Source organism: Enterobacter sp. R-25 (assembly GCF_049913205.1).
In the GTDB taxonomy this organism is placed as follows: domain Bacteria; phylum Pseudomonadota; class Gammaproteobacteria; order Enterobacterales; family Enterobacteriaceae; genus Enterobacter; species Enterobacter ludwigii.
This window is the reverse complement of sequence record NZ_CP183982.1, coordinates 1,551,180-1,574,920: the sequence shown is the minus strand read 5'-3', so window position 1 is coordinate 1,574,920 and position 23,741 is coordinate 1,551,180. Positions and strand designations below refer to the sequence as shown.

The following is a 23,741-nucleotide window of genomic DNA, read 5'->3' as shown; positions in this document are numbered from 1 at the left end:
GGGCTATATTACGGGGCAATTTCATTGCCCCGTTTTTTATTTTTTTCGGCAATGACTGTTGATTGTAATAATAAAGTTAAATATGGGTAAATATAATAATATTTACTTGGGCTTTACTGTTACTTTTTATGGTAATTACTCCATATTAATTAACTGTTGCAGAGGTGGCCGAAAGAAATAATTCAACTCTTTTCATAACTTTTAAAATTTATTTTTATACGGATAATCAAATACTTACTCCGCTTTTGCTGTAAATCCATACACATTGCGGGCCTATAAGCCAGGCGAGATATGATCTATATCAATTTCTCTTCTATAATGCTTTGTTAGTATCTCGTCGCCGACTTAATAAAGAGAGAGTTAGTGTGAAAGCTGACAACCCTTTTGATCTTTTACTCCCAGCTGCTATGGCCAAAGTTGCCGAAGAAGCGGGTGTCTATAAAGCAACGAAACACCCGATGAAGACGTTCTATCTGGCGATCACGGCTGGTGTGTTCATCTCTATCGCGTTTGTCTTCTACATCACAGCCACCACCGGTACTGCCGCGATGCCTTTCGGCATGGCGAAACTGATTGGCGGTATTTGCTTCTCACTGGGACTGATTCTTTGCGTCATCTGCGGCGCCGACCTCTTCACTTCTACAGTGTTGATTGTCGTGGCAAAAGCCAGCGGAAGAATTACCTGGGGTCAACTGGCGCGCAACTGGCTTAATGTCTATGTTGGCAACCTGATTGGCTGTCTGCTCTTTGTTCTGTTGATGTGGCTCTCTGGCGAGTATATGACCGCCAACGGTGGCTGGGGACTCAACGTCCTGCAGACCGCAGACCACAAAATGCACCACACATTTATCGAAGCCGTTGCTCTCGGCATCCTCGCTAACCTGATGGTCTGCCTGGCTGTCTGGATGAGCTACTCGGGTCGTAGCCTGATGGATAAAGCCATGATTATGGTTCTGCCGGTTGCGATGTTTGTTGCCAGCGGCTTCGAGCACAGTATTGCGAACATGTTTATGATCCCCATGGGAATTGTAATCCGCAACTTTGCAAGCCCGGAGTTCTGGACTGCTGTTGGTTCAACCCCGGAAAGTTTCTCTCACCTGACTATTATGAATTTCATTACTGATAACCTGATCCCTGTCACTATCGGGAACATTATCGGTGGGGGTCTGTTAGTTGGGTTGACATACTGGGTCATTTACCTGCGTGGCGACGACCATCATTGATGGTTATCTCAGGCAGTAAATAAAAAATCCACTTAAGAAGGTAGGTGTTACATGTCCGAGCTTAATGAAAAGTTAGCCACAGCCTGGGAAGGTTTTGCGAAAGGTGACTGGCAGAATGAAGTAAACGTACGTGACTTCATTCAGAAAAACTATACCCCGTATGAAGGTGACGAATCCTTCCTGGCTGGTGCAACTGACGCGACCACCAAGCTGTGGGACAGCGTAATGGAAGGCGTAAAACTGGAAAACCGCACTCACGCGCCAGTTGATTTTGACACCTCCGTTGCTTCTACCATCACTTCTCACGATGCTGGCTACATTAACAAAGCCCTTGAGAAAATCGTTGGTCTGCAGACTGAAGCACCACTGAAACGTGCGATCATCCCGTTCGGTGGTATCAAAATGGTTGAAGGTTCCTGCAAAGCGTATAACCGCGAGCTGGACCCAATGCTGAAAAAAATCTTCACCGAATACCGCAAAACCCACAACCAGGGTGTATTCGATGTTTACACCAAAGACATTCTGAACTGCCGTAAATCTGGCGTTCTGACTGGTCTGCCAGATGCCTATGGCCGTGGCCGTATCATCGGTGACTACCGTCGCGTTGCGCTGTACGGTATCGACTTCCTGATGAAAGACAAATACGCGCAGTTTGTTTCCCTGCAGTCTGATCTGGAAAACGGTGTAAACCTGGAAGCGACTATTCGTCTGCGTGAAGAAATCGCTGAACAGCATCGCGCGCTGGGTCAGATCAAAGAAATGGCGGCTAAATATGGCTGCGATATCTCTGGTCCTGCAACCAACGCTCAGGAAGCTATCCAGTGGACCTACTTCGGCTACCTGGCTGCAGTTAAGTCTCAGAACGGTGCAGCAATGTCCTTCGGTCGTGTATCCACCTTCCTGGATGCTTACATCGAACGTGATATGAAAGCGGGCAAAATCACCGAGCAAGACGCTCAGGAAATGATTGACCACCTGGTCATGAAACTGCGTATGGTTCGCTTCCTGCGTACCCCTGAATACGATGAGCTGTTCTCTGGTGACCCAATCTGGGCAACGGAATCTATCGGTGGTATGGGTGTTGATGGCCGTACTCTGGTTACCAAAAACAGCTTCCGCTTCCTGAACACCCTGTACACCATGGGTCCTTCTCCGGAGCCGAACATCACCGTTCTGTGGTCTGAAAAACTGCCTCTGAACTTTAAGAAATTCGCCGCTAAAGTGTCCATCGACACCTCTTCTCTGCAGTACGAGAACGATGACCTGATGCGTCCGGACTTCAACAACGATGACTACGCTATCGCATGCTGCGTAAGCCCAATGGTTGTTGGTAAACAAATGCAGTTCTTCGGTGCGCGTGCAAACCTGGCGAAAACCATGCTGTACGCAATCAACGGCGGCGTTGATGAAAAACTGAAAATGCAGGTTGGTCCTAAGTCTGAACCAATCAAAGGCGACGTTCTGAACTTCGATGAAGTCATGGAGCGTATGGATCACTTCATGGACTGGCTGGCTAAACAGTACGTCACTGCCCTGAACGTTATCCACTACATGCACGACAAGTACAGCTACGAAGCCTCTCTGATGGCGCTGCACGACCGTGACGTTATCCGCACCATGGCGTGTGGTATCGCAGGTCTGTCCGTTGCGGCTGACTCCCTGTCTGCAATCAAATATGCGAAAGTTAAACCAATTCGTGACGAAGACGGTCTGGCTGTTGATTTCGAAATCGAAGGCGAATATCCGCAGTTTGGTAACAACGACTCTCGCGTTGATGACATGGCGGTTGACCTGGTTGAACGTTTCATGAAGAAAATTCAGAAACTGACCACTTACCGTAACGCTATCCCGACTCAGTCTGTTCTGACCATCACGTCTAACGTTGTGTATGGTAAGAAAACCGGTAACACCCCAGACGGTCGTCGCGCAGGTGCGCCATTCGGCCCAGGTGCTAACCCAATGCACGGTCGTGACCAGAAAGGTGCTGTTGCCTCTCTGACCTCCGTCGCTAAACTGCCGTTTGCTTACGCGAAAGATGGTATCTCTTACACCTTCTCTATCGTGCCAAATGCGCTGGGTAAAGACGACGAAGTACGTAAAACTAACCTCGCGGGTCTGATGGATGGTTACTTCCACCACGAAGCGTCCATTGAAGGTGGTCAGCACCTGAACGTGAACGTAATGAACCGTGAAATGCTGCTTGATGCGATGGAACACCCTGAGAAATATCCTCAGCTGACCATCCGTGTATCCGGCTACGCAGTACGTTTTAACTCCCTGACGAAAGAACAGCAGCAGGACGTTATCACCCGTACTTTCACTCAGTCCATGTAAGTGGAATTGACTGAAATCACGCGTTAAAAGGCGTACAATAAAGGCTCCACATACGTGGGGCCTTTTTAACACTCTCTCCATCACAGTCTCTTTTGTCCGCTATCTATACTCTATGGATAACAGCCAAAACAGACTTAAACACAGCCGGTTTTGAGCTGTGCATACACAGGCCCCGGACGGGCCGATGCTGGAGATATCACCGCAATGTCAATTATTGGTCGCATTCACTCCTTTGAATCCTGTGGCACTGTCGATGGCCCGGGTATCCGCTTTATCACCTTTTTCCAGGGCTGCCTGATGCGCTGCCTGTACTGCCATAACCGTGACACCTGGGATACACACGGCGGCAAAGAAGTGACCGTCGAAGAACTGATGAAAGAGGTGGTGACCTATCGTCACTTTATGAACGCATCGGGCGGCGGCGTAACCGCTTCCGGCGGTGAAGCCATTCTGCAGGCCGAATTCGTGCGCGACTGGTTCCGCGCCTGCCGCAAAGAAGGCATTCATACCTGTCTCGATACAAACGGTTTTGTCCGCCGCTACGATCCGGTCATTGATGAACTGCTCGACGTCACCGACCTGGTGATGCTCGATCTCAAACAGATGAACGATGAGATCCACCAGAATCTGGTGGGTGTTTCCAACCACCGTACGCTAGAGTTCGCCAAATACATCTCCGGGAAAGGCATCAAAACCTGGATCCGCTATGTTGTTGTACCTGGCTGGTCAGATGATGACGATTCCGCGCATCGGCTGGGAGAATTTACCCGCGATATGGGCAACGTTGAGAAAATTGAGCTTCTGCCCTACCACGAACTGGGTAAACACAAGTGGGTCGCCATGGGCGAAGAATATAAACTCGATGGCGTTAAGCCGCCGAAGAAAGAGACGATGGAACGCGTGAAAGGTATTCTTGAACAGTACGGCCACAAGGTAATGTATTAAGAAAAGGCCCGGTGAGAACCGGGCCTTTTTTATATTATCTGAAGACGCCATTAATAATGGTGGTCACAACCGCAGTACTCAGCGCAATTAAGACCAGATCGTCACCGACGACACGCCATTCATAACCAGGATAGGAAGGAAGCTGGCCCAGCATAGAAGCCGGCACGGTTTTCTTCGCAATGCCCGGAGGGAGCGGTTTACCGCGTGCGAGGTTTTTCGCAATACCCGGAGGCAGTGACTCATAACCTGTTAAGCCGTAATTGAGTGCCAGGTGACGGGCATGATCGAAGCTCACACGGGCGTCGACATCGTCACTGACGCTTTTATTCGATTTACCTGGATTTTCCTGACCGTTATTTTGTTTATTACCGTGGGTACCGGAATTTCCGTTGCCATGACTACCGGAATTGCCGTGACTGCCGCCATTACCTTGTCCGCCACTGTTCCCGTGACCACTGCCATTCCCGTTACCCGGGTTAGCCATGACCGGAGCTGCAGCAAACGTTAAAGACAACACTACTGCCAGAGCGGTAGTGGTAAAACGACGAGTAGACATGATTGTTGCCTTTTAGTGATATAACTCACCTGAATTATCGCCTGGTGCAATAAACAAACAATACGTAAAAGTCTTATATGTGATGGGGACAAAAAAGCCAGTCATCGACTGGCTTTTTATTAATCAGGCATGCGCCACAGGCGTCGGGTGTTCTCCCACTTTGCGCAGCAGCATTAAGAGGTAAATAAACGATACGCTGGCAATCATAATAAACAGCAAATTGTCGGAGTAATTCTGCATCAGCATCGCGGTAAAGGTCGGTCCCAGCAGGCTGCCGATGGTATAGCTCAGTAACAACGCCTGATTCATTGCCACTAACTGGTGATGTTCAACTTTCTCACAGGCCCAGGCCATCGCGACCGGATAGAGCGTAAAACCTGCGGCACCCAGAATAAACAGCGCAGGCGCCATCGCCGCATTGCTGAGCATGGCGAGACAACCCATGATCACCACGAAAACCTGAACACGCAGCACCAACAGGCGACCAAAGCGATCGGCCAGGCGTCCAATCGGCCACTGACCGACAATCCCCGCACTCACCATCACCGCCATCCAGAAACCGATCCCGGAATCGCTGACGCCCTGATGGTTCAGATAAAGCGGCATCAGGCCATACAGTGAACCAAGCACAATTCCGGAGATAATACAGCCGTTAACGCCAAGACGCGCCTGACGCAGTCTCAGCATTGGCCAGACGTGGGTTGCTTCCTGGTGTTCGCTGTTCTGGTTCACAATGCGCGTAAAGAGCAGCGGCAGGATTGCTGCCAGCACCATTCCCGTCACCCACGGCAGAACGCTCATCAGGTCGGTTGGCAGTTTGCTCACCATCAGTTGACCAAGCACGGTACCGATGTAATAAACCATCATATAGGCTGCCAGCAGGCGTCCGCGGTTACGTGACGTGCCGCTGCACATCAGCGCGCTTTCAACCACCACCCAAATCATCGCGCAACCCACTCCGGCGATAAAGCGCCATACCATCCAGCTCCAGAAGCCCACCATCAGGCCCAGCCCGGCACATCCGACAGCGAAGAGCAGCGAGGCCAGATAATAGCTGCGGTTAAAACCAAAGCGTTTAATCAGGCTTCCTGTAACCAGCGTACCCAGCAGGTTACCGGTAAAAAAGGACGAGCTGACCATACCCACCTGCCAGGTCGGTAAGTTTTCATGGGCGAGCCACAGCGGGACGAGCGTATTTAACACTGCGATCGCCAGGGTCAGCAGAAGCAGGCCACAGAGCAATAAAAGCACTGGCCGGGTATAGATGGTCATGGATTAAAAACCGTGAGGAAGTTCAGATTTCGTGCGCATCATGCCACTGGCAAAAACAAAGTCAATCCACTGGTTTCACCGCCACGCACGATATGTTCCCTGTCGATTTAAAAAACTTATCCTGCTAATGCAACGCCTGCTATAGATATTAATTATGTATCTGTTTTTATTTATTAATGCCTGAAGTGAAAACAAAACGTCAGTCGAAAAATTTCATGATTAAAATAAAAAAAGCCGGGCGCTCCGTCCCGGCTTTATCTCACCCACTGCAACGTTAACTAGCGACGGCCATACCTACGGTCATATGCAAACCGTAGAACACACCGCGGCCGATCAGTTCACCTGCGAGGACCAGCACAAAAGCCAGTGACAGGAGCGGCAGCGCGGGTTGATACCCCTTAAGCTGAGGCACAATCCAGCACACCAGTGCCGCCACCAGCAGTACCACGCGCCAGGCCATCAGCGAGCCGTATGCCGGTACCAGGGCAGACGCCTGCTGAACAGAGCTGTGAATGGTTGCCAGCTCCGCGCCCTGCATCAGGGTGACGACTGCGCTCACTACCAGCGCCAGCAGTGAAACGACAGGCAGCAAACGCATCGCCCAACCGTCAACACCCGCGACGCGCAGCAGCATGAAGCCAAGAAGCGGCCCACCAATAAACAGCGTCAGGAAGAAGCTCATCGGCGTCCAGATGCTGTACCAGGTCGGCACGGTGTCGATGGTGTTATAAACCCGCACCATCATCCACACAAACACCACGCCCAGCACCATCGTGACAATCAACCACACGCTGCGCAGCCCTGCCGGCAATTTCTTCAGTGCTGCCAGCAGCCAACCCAGCCCACCCACAGCAAAGAAGATCGCCCCGCTGGCGATTTCATTACTGAGTGACGACGCCCCCACCCGGTTCAGGGAGTTGAACGCGCGCATTGGCGAGCCGAGGTGCAGCGTAGAGGCAATAAAGCCAATTCCCATCAGCACCCACAGGCCAAACATACTCAACACTAAACGTTGTTGTTGCTCAGCAGTGAGATTCCCTTTCAGCAGCGCCAGCGCGAGGACAATAAAACCGCCCGCCACACACTGCCCAAAGACCGTGAAGATCATCAGCGGCCATTCATGCCATCCACTTCCCATCTCACACCTCCTTCGGGTTTGCCAGGTAGCCGGTGGTATCCCCTGTCGGGCGGCTGTTGGCGTTAGGTTTAATCACGATGCTCGGCTTCGTGAAGTGCGCGGACGGCAGCGGCGCGACGGCCGCCAGCTGACCATGTTTTTTACGCAGTTCGTCGATGGGACCGAAGTCCAGCGCACGCAGCGGGCAGGACTCCACGCAGATCGGCTTTTTGCCGTCTGCCACGCGGGTGTGGCAGCCGTCGCACTTGGTCATATGCCCTTTGGCGGCGTTGTACTGCGGGGCACCGTACGGACAGGCCATGTGGCAGTAGCGACAGCCGATGCAGACATCTTCATCCACCACCACGAACCCGTCGTCACGCTTGTGCATCGCCCCGCTCGGGCAGACCTTGGTGCAGGCCGGGTCTTCGCAGTGGTTGCAGGCAATCGACAGGTAGTAGGCAAACACGTTCTGGTGCCAGACACCGTTGTCTTCCTGCCAGTCACCGCCCGCGTATTCATAAATACGGCGGAAGCTGACGTCCGGGGTTAAATCTTTGTAATCCTTGCAGGCGAGCTCGCAGGTTTTGCACCCGGTGCAGCGGCTGGAATCAATAAAAAATCCATACTGGGTTGTCATCGGTTACTCCTTACACCTTTTCAACCTGAACAAGGTTCGTGTGGGACGGGTTGCCCTTCGCCAGTGGCGACGGACGCTGCGTGGTCAGTACGTTAATACTGCCTGCCTGGTCGATGCGATTCGCATCCGGGCTATACCAGGCCCCTTCCCCCAGCGCGACAACGCCAGGCATCATGCGCGGAGTCACCTTGGCTTCAATGTGTACCTCACCGCGACCGTTAAAGATGCGCACGCGGTCGCCATTGCTGATCCCACGGGCTTTGGCATCCATCGGGTTAATCCACATCTCCTGACGGCAGGCAGCTTTTAGTACGTCGACGTTGCCATAGGTGGAGTGAACACGCGCTTTGTAGTGGAAGCCGGTCAACTGCAGCGGGAATTTCGCGGTCAGCGGATCGTTGTAGTTTTCAAAGCCCGGCGTGTAGATCGGCAGCGGATCGATAACATCCCCTTCCGGCAACTCCCAGGTAGAGGCAATTTTTGCCAGCTCTTCTGAATAAATTTCAATTTTGCCCGATGGCGTGGTCAGCGGATTGGCCTGCGGATCGTCACGGAAAGCTTTGTACGCCACGTGGTGGCCTTCCGGATCACGCTGTTTGTACATCCCCTGCTCACGGAAGGTATCGAAATCCGGGAGGTCAGGGATCGCTTTACGGGAGAGTTCATGCAGATGGCGCATCCAGCCTTCCTGCGTGCGCCCCTCGGTAAATTGCTGCTCAACGCCAAGACGTTTCGCCAGCTCAGAGGTCATCTCATAGATGGTTTTGCACTCAAAGCGAGGTTTAATGGCCTGATCGGTAAAGATGACGTAGGACATGTTGCCGCAGGAGGCATCCAGCGCGAAATCCATCTGCTCAGAGGCCGTGCAGTCCGGGAGAATAATATCGGCATATTTTGCCGAAGATGTCATGTGGCAGTCGATCACCACAATCATCTCGCACTTCTTGTCATCCTGCAGGATTTCATGGGTGCGGTTAATTTCAGAGTGCTGGTTGATGAGACAGTTTCCGGCGTAGTTCCAGATCATCTTGATCGGGACATCCAGTTTGTCCTTACCCCGCACGCCGTCACGCAGCGCAGTCATTTCCGGGCCGCGTTCAATGGCATCAGTCCACATAAACATGGAGATACTGGTCTGAACCGGGTTTTCCAGCGTCGGCATACGTTCAAACGGCACTTCATAGGAGCCTTCACGCGCACCGGTGTTACCGCCATGAATGCCTACGTTACCCGTCAGAATGGCGAGCATCGAAATGGCACGGGTGGCAATTTCACCGTTCGCATGACGCTGTGGACCCCAGCCCTGACTAATATAGGCCGGTTTAGCCGAGCCAATCTCGCGTGCCAGTTGAACAATACGGTCTACCGGAATTCCCGTGATGGTGGACGCCCATTCCGGCGTTTTGGCAATACCGTCGCTGCCCTGACCGAGAATATAGGCCTTATAGTGGCCATTAGCCGGCGCGCTGGCTGGCAATGTTTTCTCGTCATAACCGACGCAGTATTTATCGAGGAACGGCTGATCGACCAGATTTTCAGTGATCATCACCCACGCCAGCGCGGAGACCAGCGCAGCATCGGTGCCAGGACGAATCGGGATCCACTCATCTTCACGCCCTACTCCGGTGTCGGTATAGCGCGGGTCGATAATAATCATGCGGGCATTCGATTTGGCGCGCGCCTGTTCGAGGTAGTACGTTACCCCGCCACCGCTCATGCGCGTTTCACCCGGGTTGTTGCCGAACAGCACCACCAGCTTACTGTTTTCGATATCAGACGGGCTGTTACCGTCTGCCCAGCCACCGTAGGTGTAGTTCAGACCGGCGGCAATCTGCGCCGAAGAGTAGTCGCCATAATGGTTCAGATAACCGCCGCAGCAGTTCATCAGACGGGCCACCAGCGTTTTCCCCGGTGGCCAGGAGCGGGTCAGCGTGCCGCCGAGCGTCCCGGTGCCATAGTTCAGATAGATGGATTCGTTGCCGTAGTCTTTGATCAGACGCTGCATGTTCGTCGCGATGATGTCGTAGGCTTCATCCCAGCTAATGCGCTCGAACTTCCCTTCTCCACGCTTGCCAACGCGTTTCATCGGGTACTTCAGGCGGTCCGGGTTATAAACGCGACGACGCATTGAACGGCCGCGCAGGCAGGCGCGGACCTGATGTAACCCCTCGTAGTTATCGTCCCCGGTATTATCGGTTTCGACATATTTAATCTCACCATCCACCACATGCATACGCAGTGGACAACGGCTACCGCAGTTTACGGTACAGGCACTCCACACCACTTTTTCCGGGGTGGTCGGGGACAGTGCATCCGCCGCCGACGCCAGACGAGAAAAAGGGAGCGTAAAGGCGCTGCTGGCAACGGCCAGACCACCAATTGCCGTGGTTTTCATCAACCCACGGCGAGTGACCTCGGCAGCCATTAACGCTTCAGGCGCTTTGATTTTCATAGAGACTCACTTTGGTTGCTCACAAAGAAAAGAGAGGCGGCATATGCCGCTATATAGTTTTATATATAACGAATAACTTCGTTATTGGTTTTTTATGCTGACTTTCATTCGGAGGAGTATTACTACTTTGGAGGGAGGGGTTATTGCGTCGTATCAATTCTAAGGTATAAAAAAAGCGCCCTGAGGCGCTTTTTTGTTTCACGTCAAATCATTAACCGATGTACTGCTGGCCTTTCATGTACGGACGCAGCACTTCAGGGATCTCAATACGACCGTCCGCCTGCTGATAGTTTTCCAGCACGGCAACCAGTGTACGACCGACAGCCAGACCAGAACCGTTCAGGGTATGCACCAGACGAGTTTTCTTGTCAGACTTGCTGCGGCAACGTGCCTGCATACGACGCGCCTGGAAATCCCAGACGTTAGAGCAGGAGGAGATTTCACGGTAGGTATTCTGCGCAGGAACCCAGACTTCCAGGTCGAAGGTTTTGCAGGCACCAAAGCCCATATCACCGGTGCACAGCGCCATACGACGGTACGGCAGACCCAGCAGCTCCAGCACTTTCTCAGCGTGGCCGGTCATCTCTTCCAGCGCGTCCATCGACTCTTCCGGGCGGACAATCTGCACCATCTCTACTTTGTCGAACTGGTGCATACGGATCAGACCACGGGTGTCGCGACCGTAAGAACCCGCTTCAGAACGGAAGCACGGTGAGTGTGCTGTCAGTTTGATTGGCAGGTCGTCTTCGTCGATGATCTCATCACGCACGAGGTTAGTCAGCGGCACTTCCGCAGTTGGGATCAGCGCGTAGTTGCTGCTGTCAGCTTCCTCATCCAGCGGACGGGTGTGGAACAGATCGCCGGCAAATTTTGGCAGCTGGCCAGTACCGTACAGCGTATCGTGGTTAACCAGATACGGGACGTAGGTTTCGCTGTAACCGTGCTGCTCGGTGTGCAGATCCAACATAAACTGCGCCAGAGCGCGATGCAGATGAGCAATCTGGCCTTTCATCACAACGAAGCGAGAACCGGTCAGCTTAACTGCGGCCGCAAAGTCCAGGCCGGCATGCATTTCGCCCAGGGTCACATGATCGCGAACCTCGAAATCGAACTCGCGAGGCGTGCCCCAGCGTTTCACTTCAACGTTGTCGTTTTCATCTTTACCGACAGGTACGCTATCGTCAGGAATGTTCGGGATCGCCAGCGCGATATCACGGATCTCGGCCTGAAGCACGTCCAGCTCCGCTTTCGCCTGATCCAGCTCTTCACCCAGTTTGTTCACTTCCAGGCGTAATGGCTCAATGTCTTCCCCGCGCGCTTTCGCCTGGCCGATGGATTTCGATCGAGAATTACGCTCTGCCTGCAGATTTTCAGTTTGTACCTGCAGAACTTTACGACGCTCTTCAAGAGCGCGCAGCTTATCTACATCCAGCTTAAAGCCCCGGCGTGCCAGTTTTTCAGCGACTGCGTCTGGCTCATTACGCAGCAGATTGGGATCGAGCATGCTTATCCTGTGCTTATCGAATTAAAATAGGAAAATGTGACCACAGCCTGCGGCCACAGGGATACATTGCCAACATTACCGCAACGATCGCACTAACGGTAGCGTTTTATAGGGCTATTTTGATCCTGTCCGGCGAGCCAGGCGAGCTTTTCGCCAATCTTGCCTTCAAGACCTCTGTTTGTGGGGTGATAATAGCGGGTTTGTGCCATCTCCTGCGGGAAATATTCCTCCCCGGCGGCGTAGGCATTGGGTTCGTCGTGGGCGTAGCGATACTCCTGCCCATACCCCATCTCTTTCATCAGTTTGGTCGGCGCATTGCGCAGATGAACCGGCACGTCATAATCCGGACGTTCACGAGCGTCGGACATGGCCGCTTTAAAGGCGGTATAGACAGCGTTACTTTTCGGTGCGCAGGCCAGATAAACAATCGCCTGAGCGATAGCACGCTCGCCTTCAGCAGGCCCGACGCGGGTAAAGCAGTCCCAGGCCGAAATAGCCACCTGCATGGCGCGCGGGTCGGCATTCCCGACATCTTCAGAGGCAATCGCCAGGCAGCGACGGGCCACATACAGCGGATCGCCACCGGCGGTGATAATGCGGGCATACCAGTAAAGCGCCGCATCGGGCGCGCTGCCGCGCACCGACTTATGCAGTGCCGAAATCAGATCGTAAAACCGATCGCCTTTATTGTCGAAACGCGCGCTGCGCTCCCCGGCGATCTCGGTGAGCAACGCCGGTTTCAGTACCCGCTTGCCGGACGCATCCACTTCGGCCATATCGGCCATCATTTCCAGCGTATTGAGTGCCCGCCGGGCGTCGCCGTTAACCAGCTCAGCGATCGCCCGGCGCGTGTCGTCAGGCAGAACGATATCCTGCCCGCCGTAGCCGCGCGCATTATCGTCCATCGCCTGCGTGAGAACCTGTTCAATATCCTCCACGGTCAGGGATTTGAGCAGGTAAACACGTGCGCGGGAAAGCAGCGCGGAATTGAGTTCAAACGACGGGTTTTCGGTGGTGGCACCGATGAAGAAAATGGTGCCGTCTTCAATGTGCGGCAGGAAAGCATCCTGCTGGCTTTTATTGAAACGGTGAACTTCGTCGACAAAGAGAATGGTACGTCGCCCGGCATTGCGGTTTTGCCGCGCACGTTCAATCGCCTCGCGGATCTCCTTCACGCCGGACGTGACCGCCGAGATGCGCTCGACATCCGCGTTAGCATAGCGGGCGATAACTTCTGCGAGCGTGGTTTTGCCTGTACCGGGTGGCCCCCAGAGGATCATGGAGTGCAGATGCCCGGCCTCAATGGCACGCGGCAAGGGTTTCCCCGCAGCCAGCAGGTGTTGCTGGCCGATGTACTGCGCTAAATTTTCTGGCCGCATACGAGCGGCCAGAGGTTGAAACGCATTCTCAGAAAAATCGAGCGACAGATTGCTCACTCATGCCTCTTACTTGTTGCGCTGATCGTCCACCGTTACGCCCTGCGGCGGGGTAAAGGTGAATTTAGACGCGTCAACCGCGCCGTTTTGCTGGGTCTTGAGCTGGTAGCTGCTACGCTGGTCGTCCTGCTCAACCGCACCAAACTGATTAATGGTTCCGTTGGTGCTCACGTTGATGGTGAACTGTTTCAGGTTGCCATTGCTGCCTTTCGGCGTCAGAACAAACTCATCACCATTCTGTTTGATATTGTACTGCTGCCAGTCGCTGGACTGGTTACGCGCAATCAGCATGAAAGGCGTATTGCTGGTCGCGTCTTTCAGCCAGGTCGCAGTAGCCTGCTCGACAAACGGGTTGTAGAACCACAAGGTCTTACCGTCAGAAACCAGGATGCTCTCATCCGGCTGAGTCATATGCCAGTTAAACAGATTCGGGCGTTTTACCCACAAATCCCCCTGACCTTCCTGCACCGCATTGCCACTGCCGTCAGTCACTTTTTGCGTGAAGCTGGCGTGGAAACTGCTCACTTTATCCAGTCGGCTTTTAAGGTCGCTGGCTGCATCAGCCCAGACGCTACTGGCGACAAAACTGGTGAGTAATGCACAGGCGATTGCGATTTTTTTCATTGTTATTCCTTAAAATACGTCATCCCGATATGGGGTTCTGCCCTCTATTGTGTACCTGCCCGAAGGCAGGCGACAGAAGAAAATGCTTAATTTTGGCTCATTTACCCTTCTTTGCAATCACTGAAGGTTAATCAAACGGCGGCGGTGCCAGCACCTCACGGTTACCGTTGTGCCCCTGCTCGCTCACAATGCCCTGCGCTTCCATCTGCTCGATGATGCGCGCTGCGCGGTTGTAGCCGATGCGGAACTGACGCTGCACACCCGAGATAGAGGCTTTACGTTTTTCGGTGACGAAGTTAACCGCCTGGTCGAATAACGGATCCAGCTCCTCGCCGCCGTCCAGGCCACCACCGCCGCCTTCGCTTTCGCTGTCGGAGGTAATGCCATCAACATATTGCGGACGACCGCGCGCTTTCCAGTCCTGCACCACGGCGTGAACTTCCTGGTCGCGAACAAATGCGCCGTGAACACGCACCGGAGAAGTAGAGTTCGGGCCAGAGTAAAGCATGTCCCCCATACCCAGCAGCGACTCCGCGCCCCCCTGGTCGAGAATAGTACGCGAGTCAATTTTGCTCGATACGGTAAACGCGATACGGGTTGGAATGTTCGCTTTGATCAGACCCGTAATGACGTCCACAGACGGACGCTGCGTCGCCAGAACCAGGTGGATACCGGCCGCACGCGCTTTTTGCGCCAGACGTGCAATCAGCTCTTCCACTTTTTTACCGACGGTCATCATCAGGTCAGCGAATTCATCCACCAGCACGACGATGTAAGGCAGTTTTTCCAGCACTGGATGTTGGGCATCCATGCTGTCGCCCGGTTTCCAGTAAGGGTCCGGAATCGGACGGCCCATCCGTGCCGCCTCGGCGATTTTCTCGTTATAACCGGCAAGGTTACGCACGCCCAGCGCAGACATTAGCTTGTAGCGACGCTCCATCTCATTCACGCTCCAGCGCAGGGCATTGGCCGCGTCTTTCATGTCGGTAACCACTTCTGTCAGCAGATGCGGGATACCTTCATAGACCGACAGTTCCAGCATTTTCGGGTCGATCATGATGAAACGGACATCTTCCGGCTGCGCTTTATAGAGCATGCTGAGGATCATGGCGTTCACACCGACGGATTTACCGGAGCCGGTGGTACCTGCCACCAGCAGGTGAGGCATTTTTGCCAGATCGGCCACCACCGGCTCGCCCGCAATATCTTTACCCAGAACCACGCTCAGCGGTGACGGGTTATCGCGGAACTTCGCGTTATCCAGGACTTCGCGCAGGTAAACGGTCTGACGTTTCTTATTCGGCAGTTCAAGACCGACGTAAGGTTTACCCGGAATAACCTCTACAACACGCACCGCCACGGTCGACAGAGAACGCGCCAGGTCACGGGAAAGGTTAGAAATACGCGCGGCTTTTACGCCTGGTGCCAGATTAAGTTCGAAGCGAGTGATCACCGGCCCTGGGGAGTAGTTGACCACATCAGCCTTGATACGGAAGTCCGCCAGACGCGCTTCCACCAGACGAGCCATCTGCTCAAGAGCAAAGGTATCGACCGGCTCGACTTCAGCCGGCGGTGGAGTTAACAGATCCAGCGACGGCAGAGGCGTGCTTGGACGCTGCAGCGGACGGCTGTCGCCGTTACGCATCAGCAGCGGGTGAATGAGACTCTCCTGCGGCTGTGCCTGAGGCTGCTGGAACTGCGGCGGCTGTGGTGGCTGCTGCGGTTGCACGTAAGCCTGCGGCGCCGGTTGCTGCGGTTGTGCATACGCCTGCGGTGCCGGTTGTTGCGGCTGTGCATGCGCCTGCGGTGCCGGTTGTTGCGGCTGTGCATACGCTTGCGGCGCTGGCGCAGTCTGCGGACGCGTCGGTTCAGCGTCCGGCATCGCGCTCGGCGTGAACAGCGGCTCGCTCGGGCCATCATCAACCAGATCTTTCATTGGCGAGAATTCAAAATCCGACAGCGAGAACGGATTCGCTCCGGCGGGCTGCTCACCGGCATAACGCTGCTGCTGCGTGGCCGCGAACTGGCGCGCTAATTCCGCCTCAGCCGCGTCATCTTCGTCTTGCGGATGATGCACTTCATGCTGGTATTCTTCGCCATAGCGCTGATGCTGCTGCGCGGCGAACTGGCGCGCCAGTTCATCCTGATGCATTTCATCAACGTCATCTTCATACTCATTCTCGCGCGCTTTCTCCTCAGCCATACGCTGAGAAGGGAGCTTGATACCGTAGGAGGCCAGCTCACGCCGCGTTGGCACGCGAACACGGTTTGGGCGAGGTAACTGCGGGCCAATGCCCTCTTTCACCTGTGGACGTGGCGCACCGCCTGTGGCGAGGCTAAAGACCGGGGCTGCCGCTGTAGCCTGCTTCACGCTTTCAGCAACAGGTGCAACGGCAGGCGTTGGATCAACCGGAGGAACCGAAACAGAAGGTGCTTTGGTTACAGGCTCCTGCACCGGTTCAGGCACAGGCTGATACCAGGCCGCCAGCTGTTCACGCTCGCGGGCACGACGCTCTTCGACCTCTTCAAAATAGTACAATGGCGGACGAGACGGTTTCGCCTCTTCCACCACGTCAGGCTCAGGCTGAGGCGCTACGTATGGCTGTTCAGGTTCAACCGGCTCCGGCACGTACTCCTGATGAGGCTGTGCGGCAGGCTGCGCATACTGCGGATATCCCTGAGGCTCATATGCCGGCTCCGGCTGATAAGGCTGCTGCCAGGCTTCCTGCTGGACAGGAACATAGCTCTCTGGCTCTGGCGCAATAACCGGCTCAGGCGTATGAACGCCAGGGGCGGTTTGCCACTCCACCTGAGGTTGCTGAATGGCGGATTCGGGTGGTGGAACCGGTGCTGAAGGCATCACCGCATCGGCTGGAGCGGCATACGCCTGTGAAGCCGTTGTGGCGGCGGCCGCTGCAGCGACCGGCTCGGTCACGGAGTGACCATTTAACAGCGGGTCGTATTCATCAAACGCTCCCGGCGTGGCACGGTTGCCGGAGAAGAGCACATCGTTTGGATCGACAGCCGCACCGGCGGCACGATATTCAACCTGATCGTCTTCATCCATGCGTTTGCCGGAGAAGAGCGCCGCATCGGTTTTACGGCCTAGCGGGTTGGCAAATTTCTCGGCAACACGCTGACGACGCGCCAGCGCGCCTCGCATAATGCGGGCACGACGAGATTCGCGACGCTGAACGGGAGCATCGTCTTCCTCTTCGTACTCATCTTCATATTCATCTTCGTCAACCCACGTATCGTCGCGACGGGTACGGTTGCTGGCGAAGGTCAGGAGGGTAAGGATAAAGCTGCCAATCTTCTCGGCGATGCTCACCCACGACCAGCCGGTGAACAGCGTCAGTCCTGCCGCCCAGATACAGAGCAACGCAAGCGTGCCACCACTGCTGTGAAGCATGGGCTGTAGCGCAGAGCTCAACAGGCTGCCGATCACCCCGCCAGAGGCGAAATACCAGATATCATCGGCGTTGATAGCCGCCAGCCCACACGAGGTGAGGATCAGCGCCAGTGCGCCAATCAGGCGCAGCGACACCGCGAAATAGTCGATATAGTCATCGTTTTGACGATGGCGCCAGGCAAACCAGCATCCGCCAATGATAATGACGGGAAGGGTGTAGGCCATCACCCCGAAAATGAAGAAGAGCGTATCTGCAAGCCAGGCGCCGGGAACACCGCCTAAGTTATGGATAGGCTCATGCCAGGCGGTTTGTGACCAGCTGGGATCTGAGGGGTTGAAACTGAGTAGGGCTGCCATCAGCCAGACGGCAAAAAGGGCAATAACAATCAGCAAAGCCTCGAGGAGACGACGTCCGCTGCTTAGCTTCGATAATGTGACTTCTTTGTCTTCAGTGTATTCCTGGCTCAAGAAAGGCTCTCCAGGTATCAGGCATATCCTGCCTGTTTGCTAAAACGGACAACAGCGCCGGGTATCCCCGGCACTGTTGCTGTATGGATTAACAGGAGTGTAATCAAACTACACTGATTTTGCACCTGTTCCGTGTTAGCGCGTCTTAATAACCAGACGATTGCTCTGTTTGACTTCTTCCATCACCACATAGGTACGGGTGTCATTCACGCCCGGCAGACGCAGCAGGGTTTCACCCAGCAGCTTACGGTAGGCGGACATATCAGGCACACGGGTTTTCAACAGGTAGTCGAAATCACCGGATACCAGATGACACTCTTGAATTTCTTCAAGTTTTTGTACAGCGGCGTTAAATTGCTCAAACACATCCGGCGCACCACGATTCAGAGTAATCTCAACAAATACCAGAAGTGAGGCATCCAGATAATGCGGGTTCAACAGAGCCGTATAGCCCTGAATGAAACCCTGTCTTTCCAGTCGGCGCACACGCTCAAGGCACGGCGTCGGGGAAAGTCCCACACGTTTTGAAAGCTCGACGTTGGAAATACGCCCATCCTTTTGCAATTCATTAAGAATGTTACGATCGATACGGTCGAGATCTTTGCCAGGGCGCTTCTTGCTATCTACCATTATTATTGTCTCTCTGTATTCCTTCCCTACTCCTGCCTGGACCCTGTGCACATCACTGTTCAGAGCCTGTACCCGTTAGTCATCACATCGCCTGGTTATGTATTAGACGCGATGCGGATTCGGGTTCTGTTGGTAAGAAGACCGTTGCCCGAAGGCAGTCACCGATATCACGTATGGCGTCTGTCCACGCCATGCGTAGATTTCACTGACCCGGTAAAAATGGCATTTACGTGCATGCCTATGCGGCATGCGGTTAACGCGGTTTTTTTTCTTCCTTGAATGTTTTCGCAAAAGCGCAGGGGATTGTCAAAGCAAAACATCGATTTTTAGTACAACATGCCGGATATTCATTACGGCAGGGTATTAATCCTCATTTTATTGCCGTACAAACGAGCGAATTTCGGCGCAAAGCGTGATGTTATAGCGCTTAATTCATCGTCGCTGGCTATTGCACATATCGATATCAAAATTGCTGCGCTCTTTTTTTACGGCAACAAATTCCCTACAATCCAGCCAAATGTCTGCCAACAACAATGGGGATCTCATGGGCACGGCCAAACACAGTAAGCTGCTAATTCTTGGTTCTGGACCTGCGGGATATACCGCGGCGGTCTATGCTGCACGCGCTAACCTGCAACCGGTTCTGATTACCGGCATGGAAAAAGGCGGTCAGCTGACCACCACCACGGAAGTGGAAAACTGGCCAGGCGACCCGAACGACCTGACCGGGCCGCTGCTGATGGAGCGTATGCACGAGCATGCGACGAAATTCGAAACCGAAATTCTGTTCGATCATATCAACAAGGTTGACCTGCAGAACCGTCCGTTCCGTCTGACGGGCGACAGTGGCGAGTACACCTGTGATGCGCTGATCATCGCGACCGGCGCTTCTGCCCGTTACCTCGGTCTGCCGTCTGAAGAAGCATTCAAAGGCCGTGGCGTCTCCGCCTGCGCAACCTGCGATGGTTTCTTCTATCGCAACCAGAAAGTGGCGGTTATCGGTGGCGGCAACACTGCCGTGGAAGAAGCCCTTTATCTGGCGAACATCGCCTCTGAAGTGCACCTGATCCACCGTCGTGACACCTTCCGCGCAGAGAAGATCCTGATCAAACGTCTGATGGATAAAGTGGCGAGTGGCAATATCGTGCTGCACACCAACCGTACCCTGGAAGAAGTCACGGGCGATCAGATGGGCGTTGCCGGTCTGCGTATTCGTGATACCCAGAACACCGATAACGTCGAAACGCTGGAAGTGGCGGGTCTGTTTGTGGCGATCGGTCACAGCCCGAACACCGCGATTTTCGAGGGGCAACTGGAGCTGGAAAACGGCTACATCAAAGTGCAGTCCGGTATTCACGGCAACGCGACCCAGACCAGCATTCCTGGCGTATTCGCTGCTGGCGATGTGATGGACCATATCTACCGTCAGGCGATCACCTCTGCTGGCACCGGCTGTATGGCCGCGCTGGACGCGGAACGCTACCTCGACGGGCTGGCGGAACAAGGTAAATAATCTTTACAAGTCAGTAACAAACGTAAATAAAGGCGGCGATAAGTCGCCTTTATTGTCTCTCCGTTGTAACATTGCGCTGCCCAACTTCTAATAACGTCACCTGCTAAGTACGCAATGGAAAAAACCCGTCAACAAGAGTTAACACGCTGGCTGAAACAGCAAAGCGTTCTTTCCCGCCGCTGGCTAACAATCTCCCGTTTTCTGGGGTTTGTCAGTGGTCTGTTGATTGTTGCCCAGGCATGGCTGCTGGCCCGCATTCTTAATCACATGATCATGGAGAACATTCCGCGCGAAGCGCTCCTGTTGCCCTTTATCGTCCTGATCCTGATTTTTGTTCTTCGTGCCTGGGTGGTCTGGCTGCGTGAGCGCGTGGGTTTTCACGCCGGACAGCATATCCGCTATGAGATCCGCCGCCAGGTGCTTGACCGCCTTCAGGAGGCCGGTCCGGCGTGGATCCAGGGTAAACCCGCGGGAAGCTGGGCGACGCTGATCCTAGAGCAGATTGACGATATGCATGACTACTATGCGCGCTATCTGCCACAGATGGCGCTAGCCGTCTTCGTTCCGTTGCTGATTGTCATCGCCATCTTCCCGGTCAACTGGATGGCAGCGCTGATCCTGCTGGGCACAGCCCCGCTGATCCCGCTGTTTATGGCGCTGGTGGGCATGGGCGCCGCGGACGCTAACCGACGTAACTTTCTGGCTCTGGGTCGCTTAAGCGGCCATTTCCTTGACCGTCTGCGCGGCATGGAAACGTTGCGCATTTTTGGCCGCGGTGAAGCGGAAACTGAAAATATCCGCCTCGCATCGCAGGATTTCCGTCAGCGCACCATGGAAGTGTTACGTCTGGCGTTCCTCTCCTCCGGCGTACTCGAATTCTTTACCTCGCTGTCGATTGCACTTGTGGCGGTCTACTTTGGCTTCTCGTATCTCGGCGCGCTGGATTTTGGCCACTACGGCACGGCTGTGACCCTTTCAGCCGGTTTCCTTGCGCTGATACTGGCCCCCGAATTTTTCCAGCCGCTTCGCGATCTGGGTACCTTCTATCATGCAAAAGCGCAGGCCGTGGGCGCGGCTGACAGCCTGAAGACGTTTATGGAAACGCCACTGGCGCATCCGGAACGCGGTGACGTGACGCTGAACGCCAAAGAGCCGGTTACCCTTGAAGCACGGGATTTCTCCATTCTGTCGCCTGAAGGCAACGTGCTGGCAGGCCCGCTTAACTTTACCCTTCCGGCCGGAAAACGTGTGGTGCTCGTAGGCATCAGCGGTTCAGGGAAAAGCTCTCTGCTCAATGCGCTATCGGGTTTTATGGCCTACACCGGATCGCTGCGGATCAACCAAACTGAACTGCGCGATCTCGATCCGCTTGCCTGGCGTAAACAGCTTAGCTGGGTGGGACAAAACCCTCAGCTTCCTGCCGCCACGCTGCGAGACAATGTGCTGCTGGCTCGCCCGGATGCGCGTGACGATGAACTGCAATCCGTGCTCGACCGCGCCTGGGTCAGCGAGTTTCTGCCGCAGCTTCCGCAGGGTGTCGATACCGTTGTCGGTGACCAGGCTGCCGGCCTGTCAGTCGGTCAGGCCCAGCGTGTGGCGGTTGCCCGCGCGCTGCTTAACCCATGCCAGCTCATGCTGCTCGACGAGCCAGCAGCGAGCCTTGACGCACACAGTGAGCAACGCGTCATGGATGCCCTGAATGCGGCCTCGCGGCAGCAGACCACCCTGATGGTCACCCATCAGCTGGAAGGTATTGCTGACTGGGATCAGATCTGGGTTATGGAAAATGGTCATATTGTTGAGCAAGGCGATTACGCCTCTCTCGTTGCCGCGCAGGGCCCGTTTGCCACCCTGCTGGCAAACCGTCAGGAGGATATCTGATGCGTGCTCTGCTTCCCTATCTTGCGCTCTATAAACGCCATAAATGGATGCTGCTGCTGGGCATTGTGCTGGCGATTGTTACCCTGCTTGCCAGCATCGGTCTGCTTACGCTCTCCGGCTGGTTCTTGTCCGCTTCGGCCGTCGCGGGGTTCGCGGGTTTATACAGCTTTAACTATATGCTTCCGGCGGCAGGCGTTCGCGGCACCGCAATCACGCGTACTGCCGGACGTTATTTTGAGCGTCTGGTCAGCCACGACGCCACTTTCCGCGTGCTACAGCACCTGCGCATTTACACCTTCAGCAAACTGCTACCCCTCTCCCCTGCCGGGCTGGCACGTTTTCGTCAGGGTGAGTTACTCAACCGTGTCGTAGCCGATGTCGACACGCTGGATCACCTTTACCTGCGCGTCATCTCACCCATCGTGGGGGCGTTTGTGGTGATTGTGGTGGTCACGCTGGGGTTGTCGGTTCTGGACGTTCCCGTTGCGCTCACGCTGGGTGGGATCATGCTGCTGACGCTGATTATCCTGCCACCGCTGTTTTATCGTGCAGGTAAATCCACTGGCGAGAACCTGACGCGACTGCGCGGCGACTACCGACAACAGCTGACATCCTGGCTGCAGGGACAGGCGGAACTGACCATTTTTGGTGCCAGCACGCGTTATCGCAGTCAAATGGAAAGCACTGAGCTGAACTGGCATGAAGCTCAGCGCCGCCAGTCGGAGCTGACGGCATTCTCCCAGGCGCTGATGATGTTAATCGGCGGCGTGGCGGTCATCGCCATGCTGTGGATGGCTTCAGGTGGCGTAGGCGGGAATACCCAGCCCGGCCCTCTGATTGCCCTCTTCGTTTTCTGCGCCCTGGCCGCATTTGAAGCGCTGGCCCCGGTGACGGGCGCCTTCCAGCATCTTGGACAGGTCATCGCTTCTGCCCTGCGCATCACCCAGATTGCCGAGCAGGAGCCGGAGGTTACATTCAGCGGCGCTCAGACCGCCGTGCCGGCGCAGGTTGCGCTGACCCTGGATAACGTCACCTTTGCCTATGAAAAACAGGCGCAGAACGCGCTGGAAGGGATCACGCTGTCTGTTAAAGCAGGCCAGCGGATTGCGCTCCTCGGTCGTACCGGTTGCGGTAAATCCACCCTTCTTCAGCTGCTGACCCGCGCCTGGGATCCGCAGCACGGTCAGATTCGGTTTAACGATACGCCGCTGACCGACTTCAGCGAACAGACGCTGCGCAAGACCGTGAGCGTGGTTCCGCAGCGCGTGCACCTCTTCAGCGCGACGCTGCGTGATAACCTGCTGCTCGCGGCACCTCAGGCCTCCGACGATGATCTGCGCGCCATGCTGGAGCAGGTTGGGCTGCAAAAACTGCTTGAGAACGACGGGCTGAACGGCTGGCTCGGGGAAGGCGGTCGTCAGCTCTCCGGCGGCGAGTTGCGCCGTCTGGCGATTGCACGCGCGTTGCTGCACGATGCGCCGCTGATGCTGCTTGATGAACCCACCGAAGGGCTGGACGCAACAACCGAGAGCCAAATCCTTGATTTACTGGCCCATGTTATGATCGGAAAAACCGTGCTGATGGTCACCCACCGCCTGCGCGGGCTGGCGAGTTTTGATCAGATAATTGTGATGGACAACGGACATATTATTGAGCAAGGTAGTCACACAGAACTGTTGGCGAAACAGGGTCGCTACTACCAGTTTAAACAGCGTCTGTAGACTATATTTGTAC

At 54.7% G+C, this 23,741-nt stretch carries 16 protein-coding genes; 6 read left to right on the top strand and 10 right to left on the bottom strand.

Annotated elements, in window-relative coordinates:
• The first annotated feature begins 365 nt into the window (after positions 1–365).
• The 3 genes from focA to pflA all read left to right on the top strand — a co-directional run bounded on the left by focA (position 366) and on the right by pflA (position 4,502).
• Positions 366–1,223 (top strand): formate transporter FocA, encoded by an 858-nt coding sequence (focA, locus tag ACN9MQ_RS07430; RefSeq protein WP_025204555.1) that lies wholly within the window; start codon positions 366–368, stop codon positions 1,221–1,223.
• 51 nt (positions 1,224–1,274) lie between these two features.
• Positions 1,275–3,557, top strand: a complete 2,283-nt coding sequence (pflB, locus tag ACN9MQ_RS07425; protein ID WP_014169380.1) for a formate C-acetyltransferase — start codon at positions 1,275–1,277, stop codon at positions 3,555–3,557.
• A 204-nt stretch (positions 3,558–3,761) separates the two neighbouring features.
• Positions 3,762–4,502, top strand: a complete 741-nt coding sequence (gene pflA, locus ACN9MQ_RS07420) for a pyruvate formate lyase 1-activating protein (RefSeq protein ID WP_020884823.1) — start codon at positions 3,762–3,764, stop codon at positions 4,500–4,502.
• A 34-nt stretch (positions 4,503–4,536) separates the two neighbouring features.
• On the opposite strand, the gene ACN9MQ_RS07415 is transcribed toward pflA, so the two are convergent.
• The 10 genes from ACN9MQ_RS07415 to lrp all read right to left on the bottom strand — a co-directional run bounded on the left by ACN9MQ_RS07415 (position 4,537) and on the right by lrp (position 18,613).
• On the bottom strand, positions 4,537–5,058 hold the full coding sequence (locus ACN9MQ_RS07415) for an anti-virulence regulator CigR family protein (RefSeq protein WP_020884824.1): 522 nt from the start codon (positions 5,056–5,058) through the stop codon (positions 4,537–4,539).
• 123 nt (positions 5,059–5,181) lie between these two features.
• Positions 5,182–6,330 carry an MFS transporter gene (locus ACN9MQ_RS07410; protein WP_014169376.1) on the bottom strand — a complete coding sequence of 383 codons (1,149 nt, stop codon included), beginning with the start codon at positions 6,328–6,330 and terminating at the stop codon, positions 5,182–5,184.
• 274 nt (positions 6,331–6,604) lie between these two features.
• On the bottom strand, positions 6,605–7,468 hold the full coding sequence (locus ACN9MQ_RS07405) for a dimethyl sulfoxide reductase anchor subunit family protein (protein WP_014169375.1): 864 nt from the start codon (positions 7,466–7,468) through the stop codon (positions 6,605–6,607).
• A 1-nt stretch (position 7,469) separates the two neighbouring features.
• On the bottom strand, positions 7,470–8,087 hold the full coding sequence (locus ACN9MQ_RS07400; protein WP_014169373.1) for a DMSO/selenate family reductase complex B subunit: 618 nt from the start codon (positions 8,085–8,087) through the stop codon (positions 7,470–7,472).
• A 10-nt stretch (positions 8,088–8,097) separates the two neighbouring features.
• Positions 8,098–10,539 carry a dimethylsulfoxide reductase subunit A gene (gene dmsA / locus ACN9MQ_RS07395; RefSeq protein WP_426021278.1) on the bottom strand — a complete coding sequence of 814 codons (2,442 nt, stop codon included), beginning with the start codon at positions 10,537–10,539 and terminating at the stop codon, positions 8,098–8,100.
• Between the two features lie 211 nt (positions 10,540–10,750).
• Positions 10,751–12,043: a serine--tRNA ligase gene (gene serS / locus ACN9MQ_RS07390; protein ID WP_008499983.1), complete on the bottom strand. Its 1,293-nt coding sequence runs from the start codon at positions 12,041–12,043 to the stop codon at positions 10,751–10,753.
• A 92-nt stretch (positions 12,044–12,135) separates the two neighbouring features.
• On the bottom strand, positions 12,136–13,479 hold the full coding sequence (gene rarA / locus ACN9MQ_RS07385) for a replication-associated recombination protein RarA (protein ID WP_025204557.1): 1,344 nt from the start codon (positions 13,477–13,479) through the stop codon (positions 12,136–12,138).
• Positions 13,480–13,488: 9 nt separating this feature from the next.
• Positions 13,489–14,103, bottom strand: coding sequence for an outer membrane lipoprotein chaperone LolA (gene lolA / locus ACN9MQ_RS07380; RefSeq protein WP_014169368.1), 615 nt, complete (start codon positions 14,101–14,103; stop codon positions 13,489–13,491).
• Between the two features lie 127 nt (positions 14,104–14,230).
• Positions 14,231–17,983 carry a DNA translocase FtsK gene (gene ftsK / locus ACN9MQ_RS07375; RefSeq protein ID WP_426021279.1) on the bottom strand — a complete coding sequence of 1,251 codons (3,753 nt, stop codon included), beginning with the start codon at positions 17,981–17,983 and terminating at the stop codon, positions 14,231–14,233.
• A gap of 135 nt (positions 17,984–18,118) precedes the next feature.
• Positions 18,119–18,613 (bottom strand): leucine-responsive transcriptional regulator Lrp, encoded by a 495-nt coding sequence (lrp, locus tag ACN9MQ_RS07370; RefSeq protein ID WP_000228469.1) that lies wholly within the window; start codon positions 18,611–18,613, stop codon positions 18,119–18,121.
• A 544-nt stretch (positions 18,614–19,157) separates the two neighbouring features.
• Here lrp and trxB point away from each other — a divergent pair.
• From trxB to cydC, 3 genes are all read left to right on the top strand, one after another.
• The gene (gene trxB / locus ACN9MQ_RS07365; RefSeq protein ID WP_025204565.1) at positions 19,158–20,126 is read left to right on the top strand and encodes a thioredoxin-disulfide reductase; all 969 of its coding nucleotides are present in this window, start codon (positions 19,158–19,160) and stop codon (positions 20,124–20,126) included.
• Between the two features lie 114 nt (positions 20,127–20,240).
• On the top strand, positions 20,241–22,007 hold the full coding sequence (cydD, locus tag ACN9MQ_RS07360) for a heme ABC transporter permease/ATP-binding protein CydD (protein WP_426021280.1): 1,767 nt from the start codon (positions 20,241–20,243) through the stop codon (positions 22,005–22,007).
• The gene (cydC, locus tag ACN9MQ_RS07355) at positions 22,007–23,728 is read left to right on the top strand and encodes a heme ABC transporter ATP-binding protein/permease CydC (RefSeq protein WP_426021281.1); all 1,722 of its coding nucleotides are present in this window, start codon (positions 22,007–22,009) and stop codon (positions 23,726–23,728) included. The genes cydD and cydC overlap by 1 nt, the downstream gene beginning before the upstream one ends.
• The last annotated feature ends 13 nt before the right edge of the window (positions 23,729–23,741 follow it).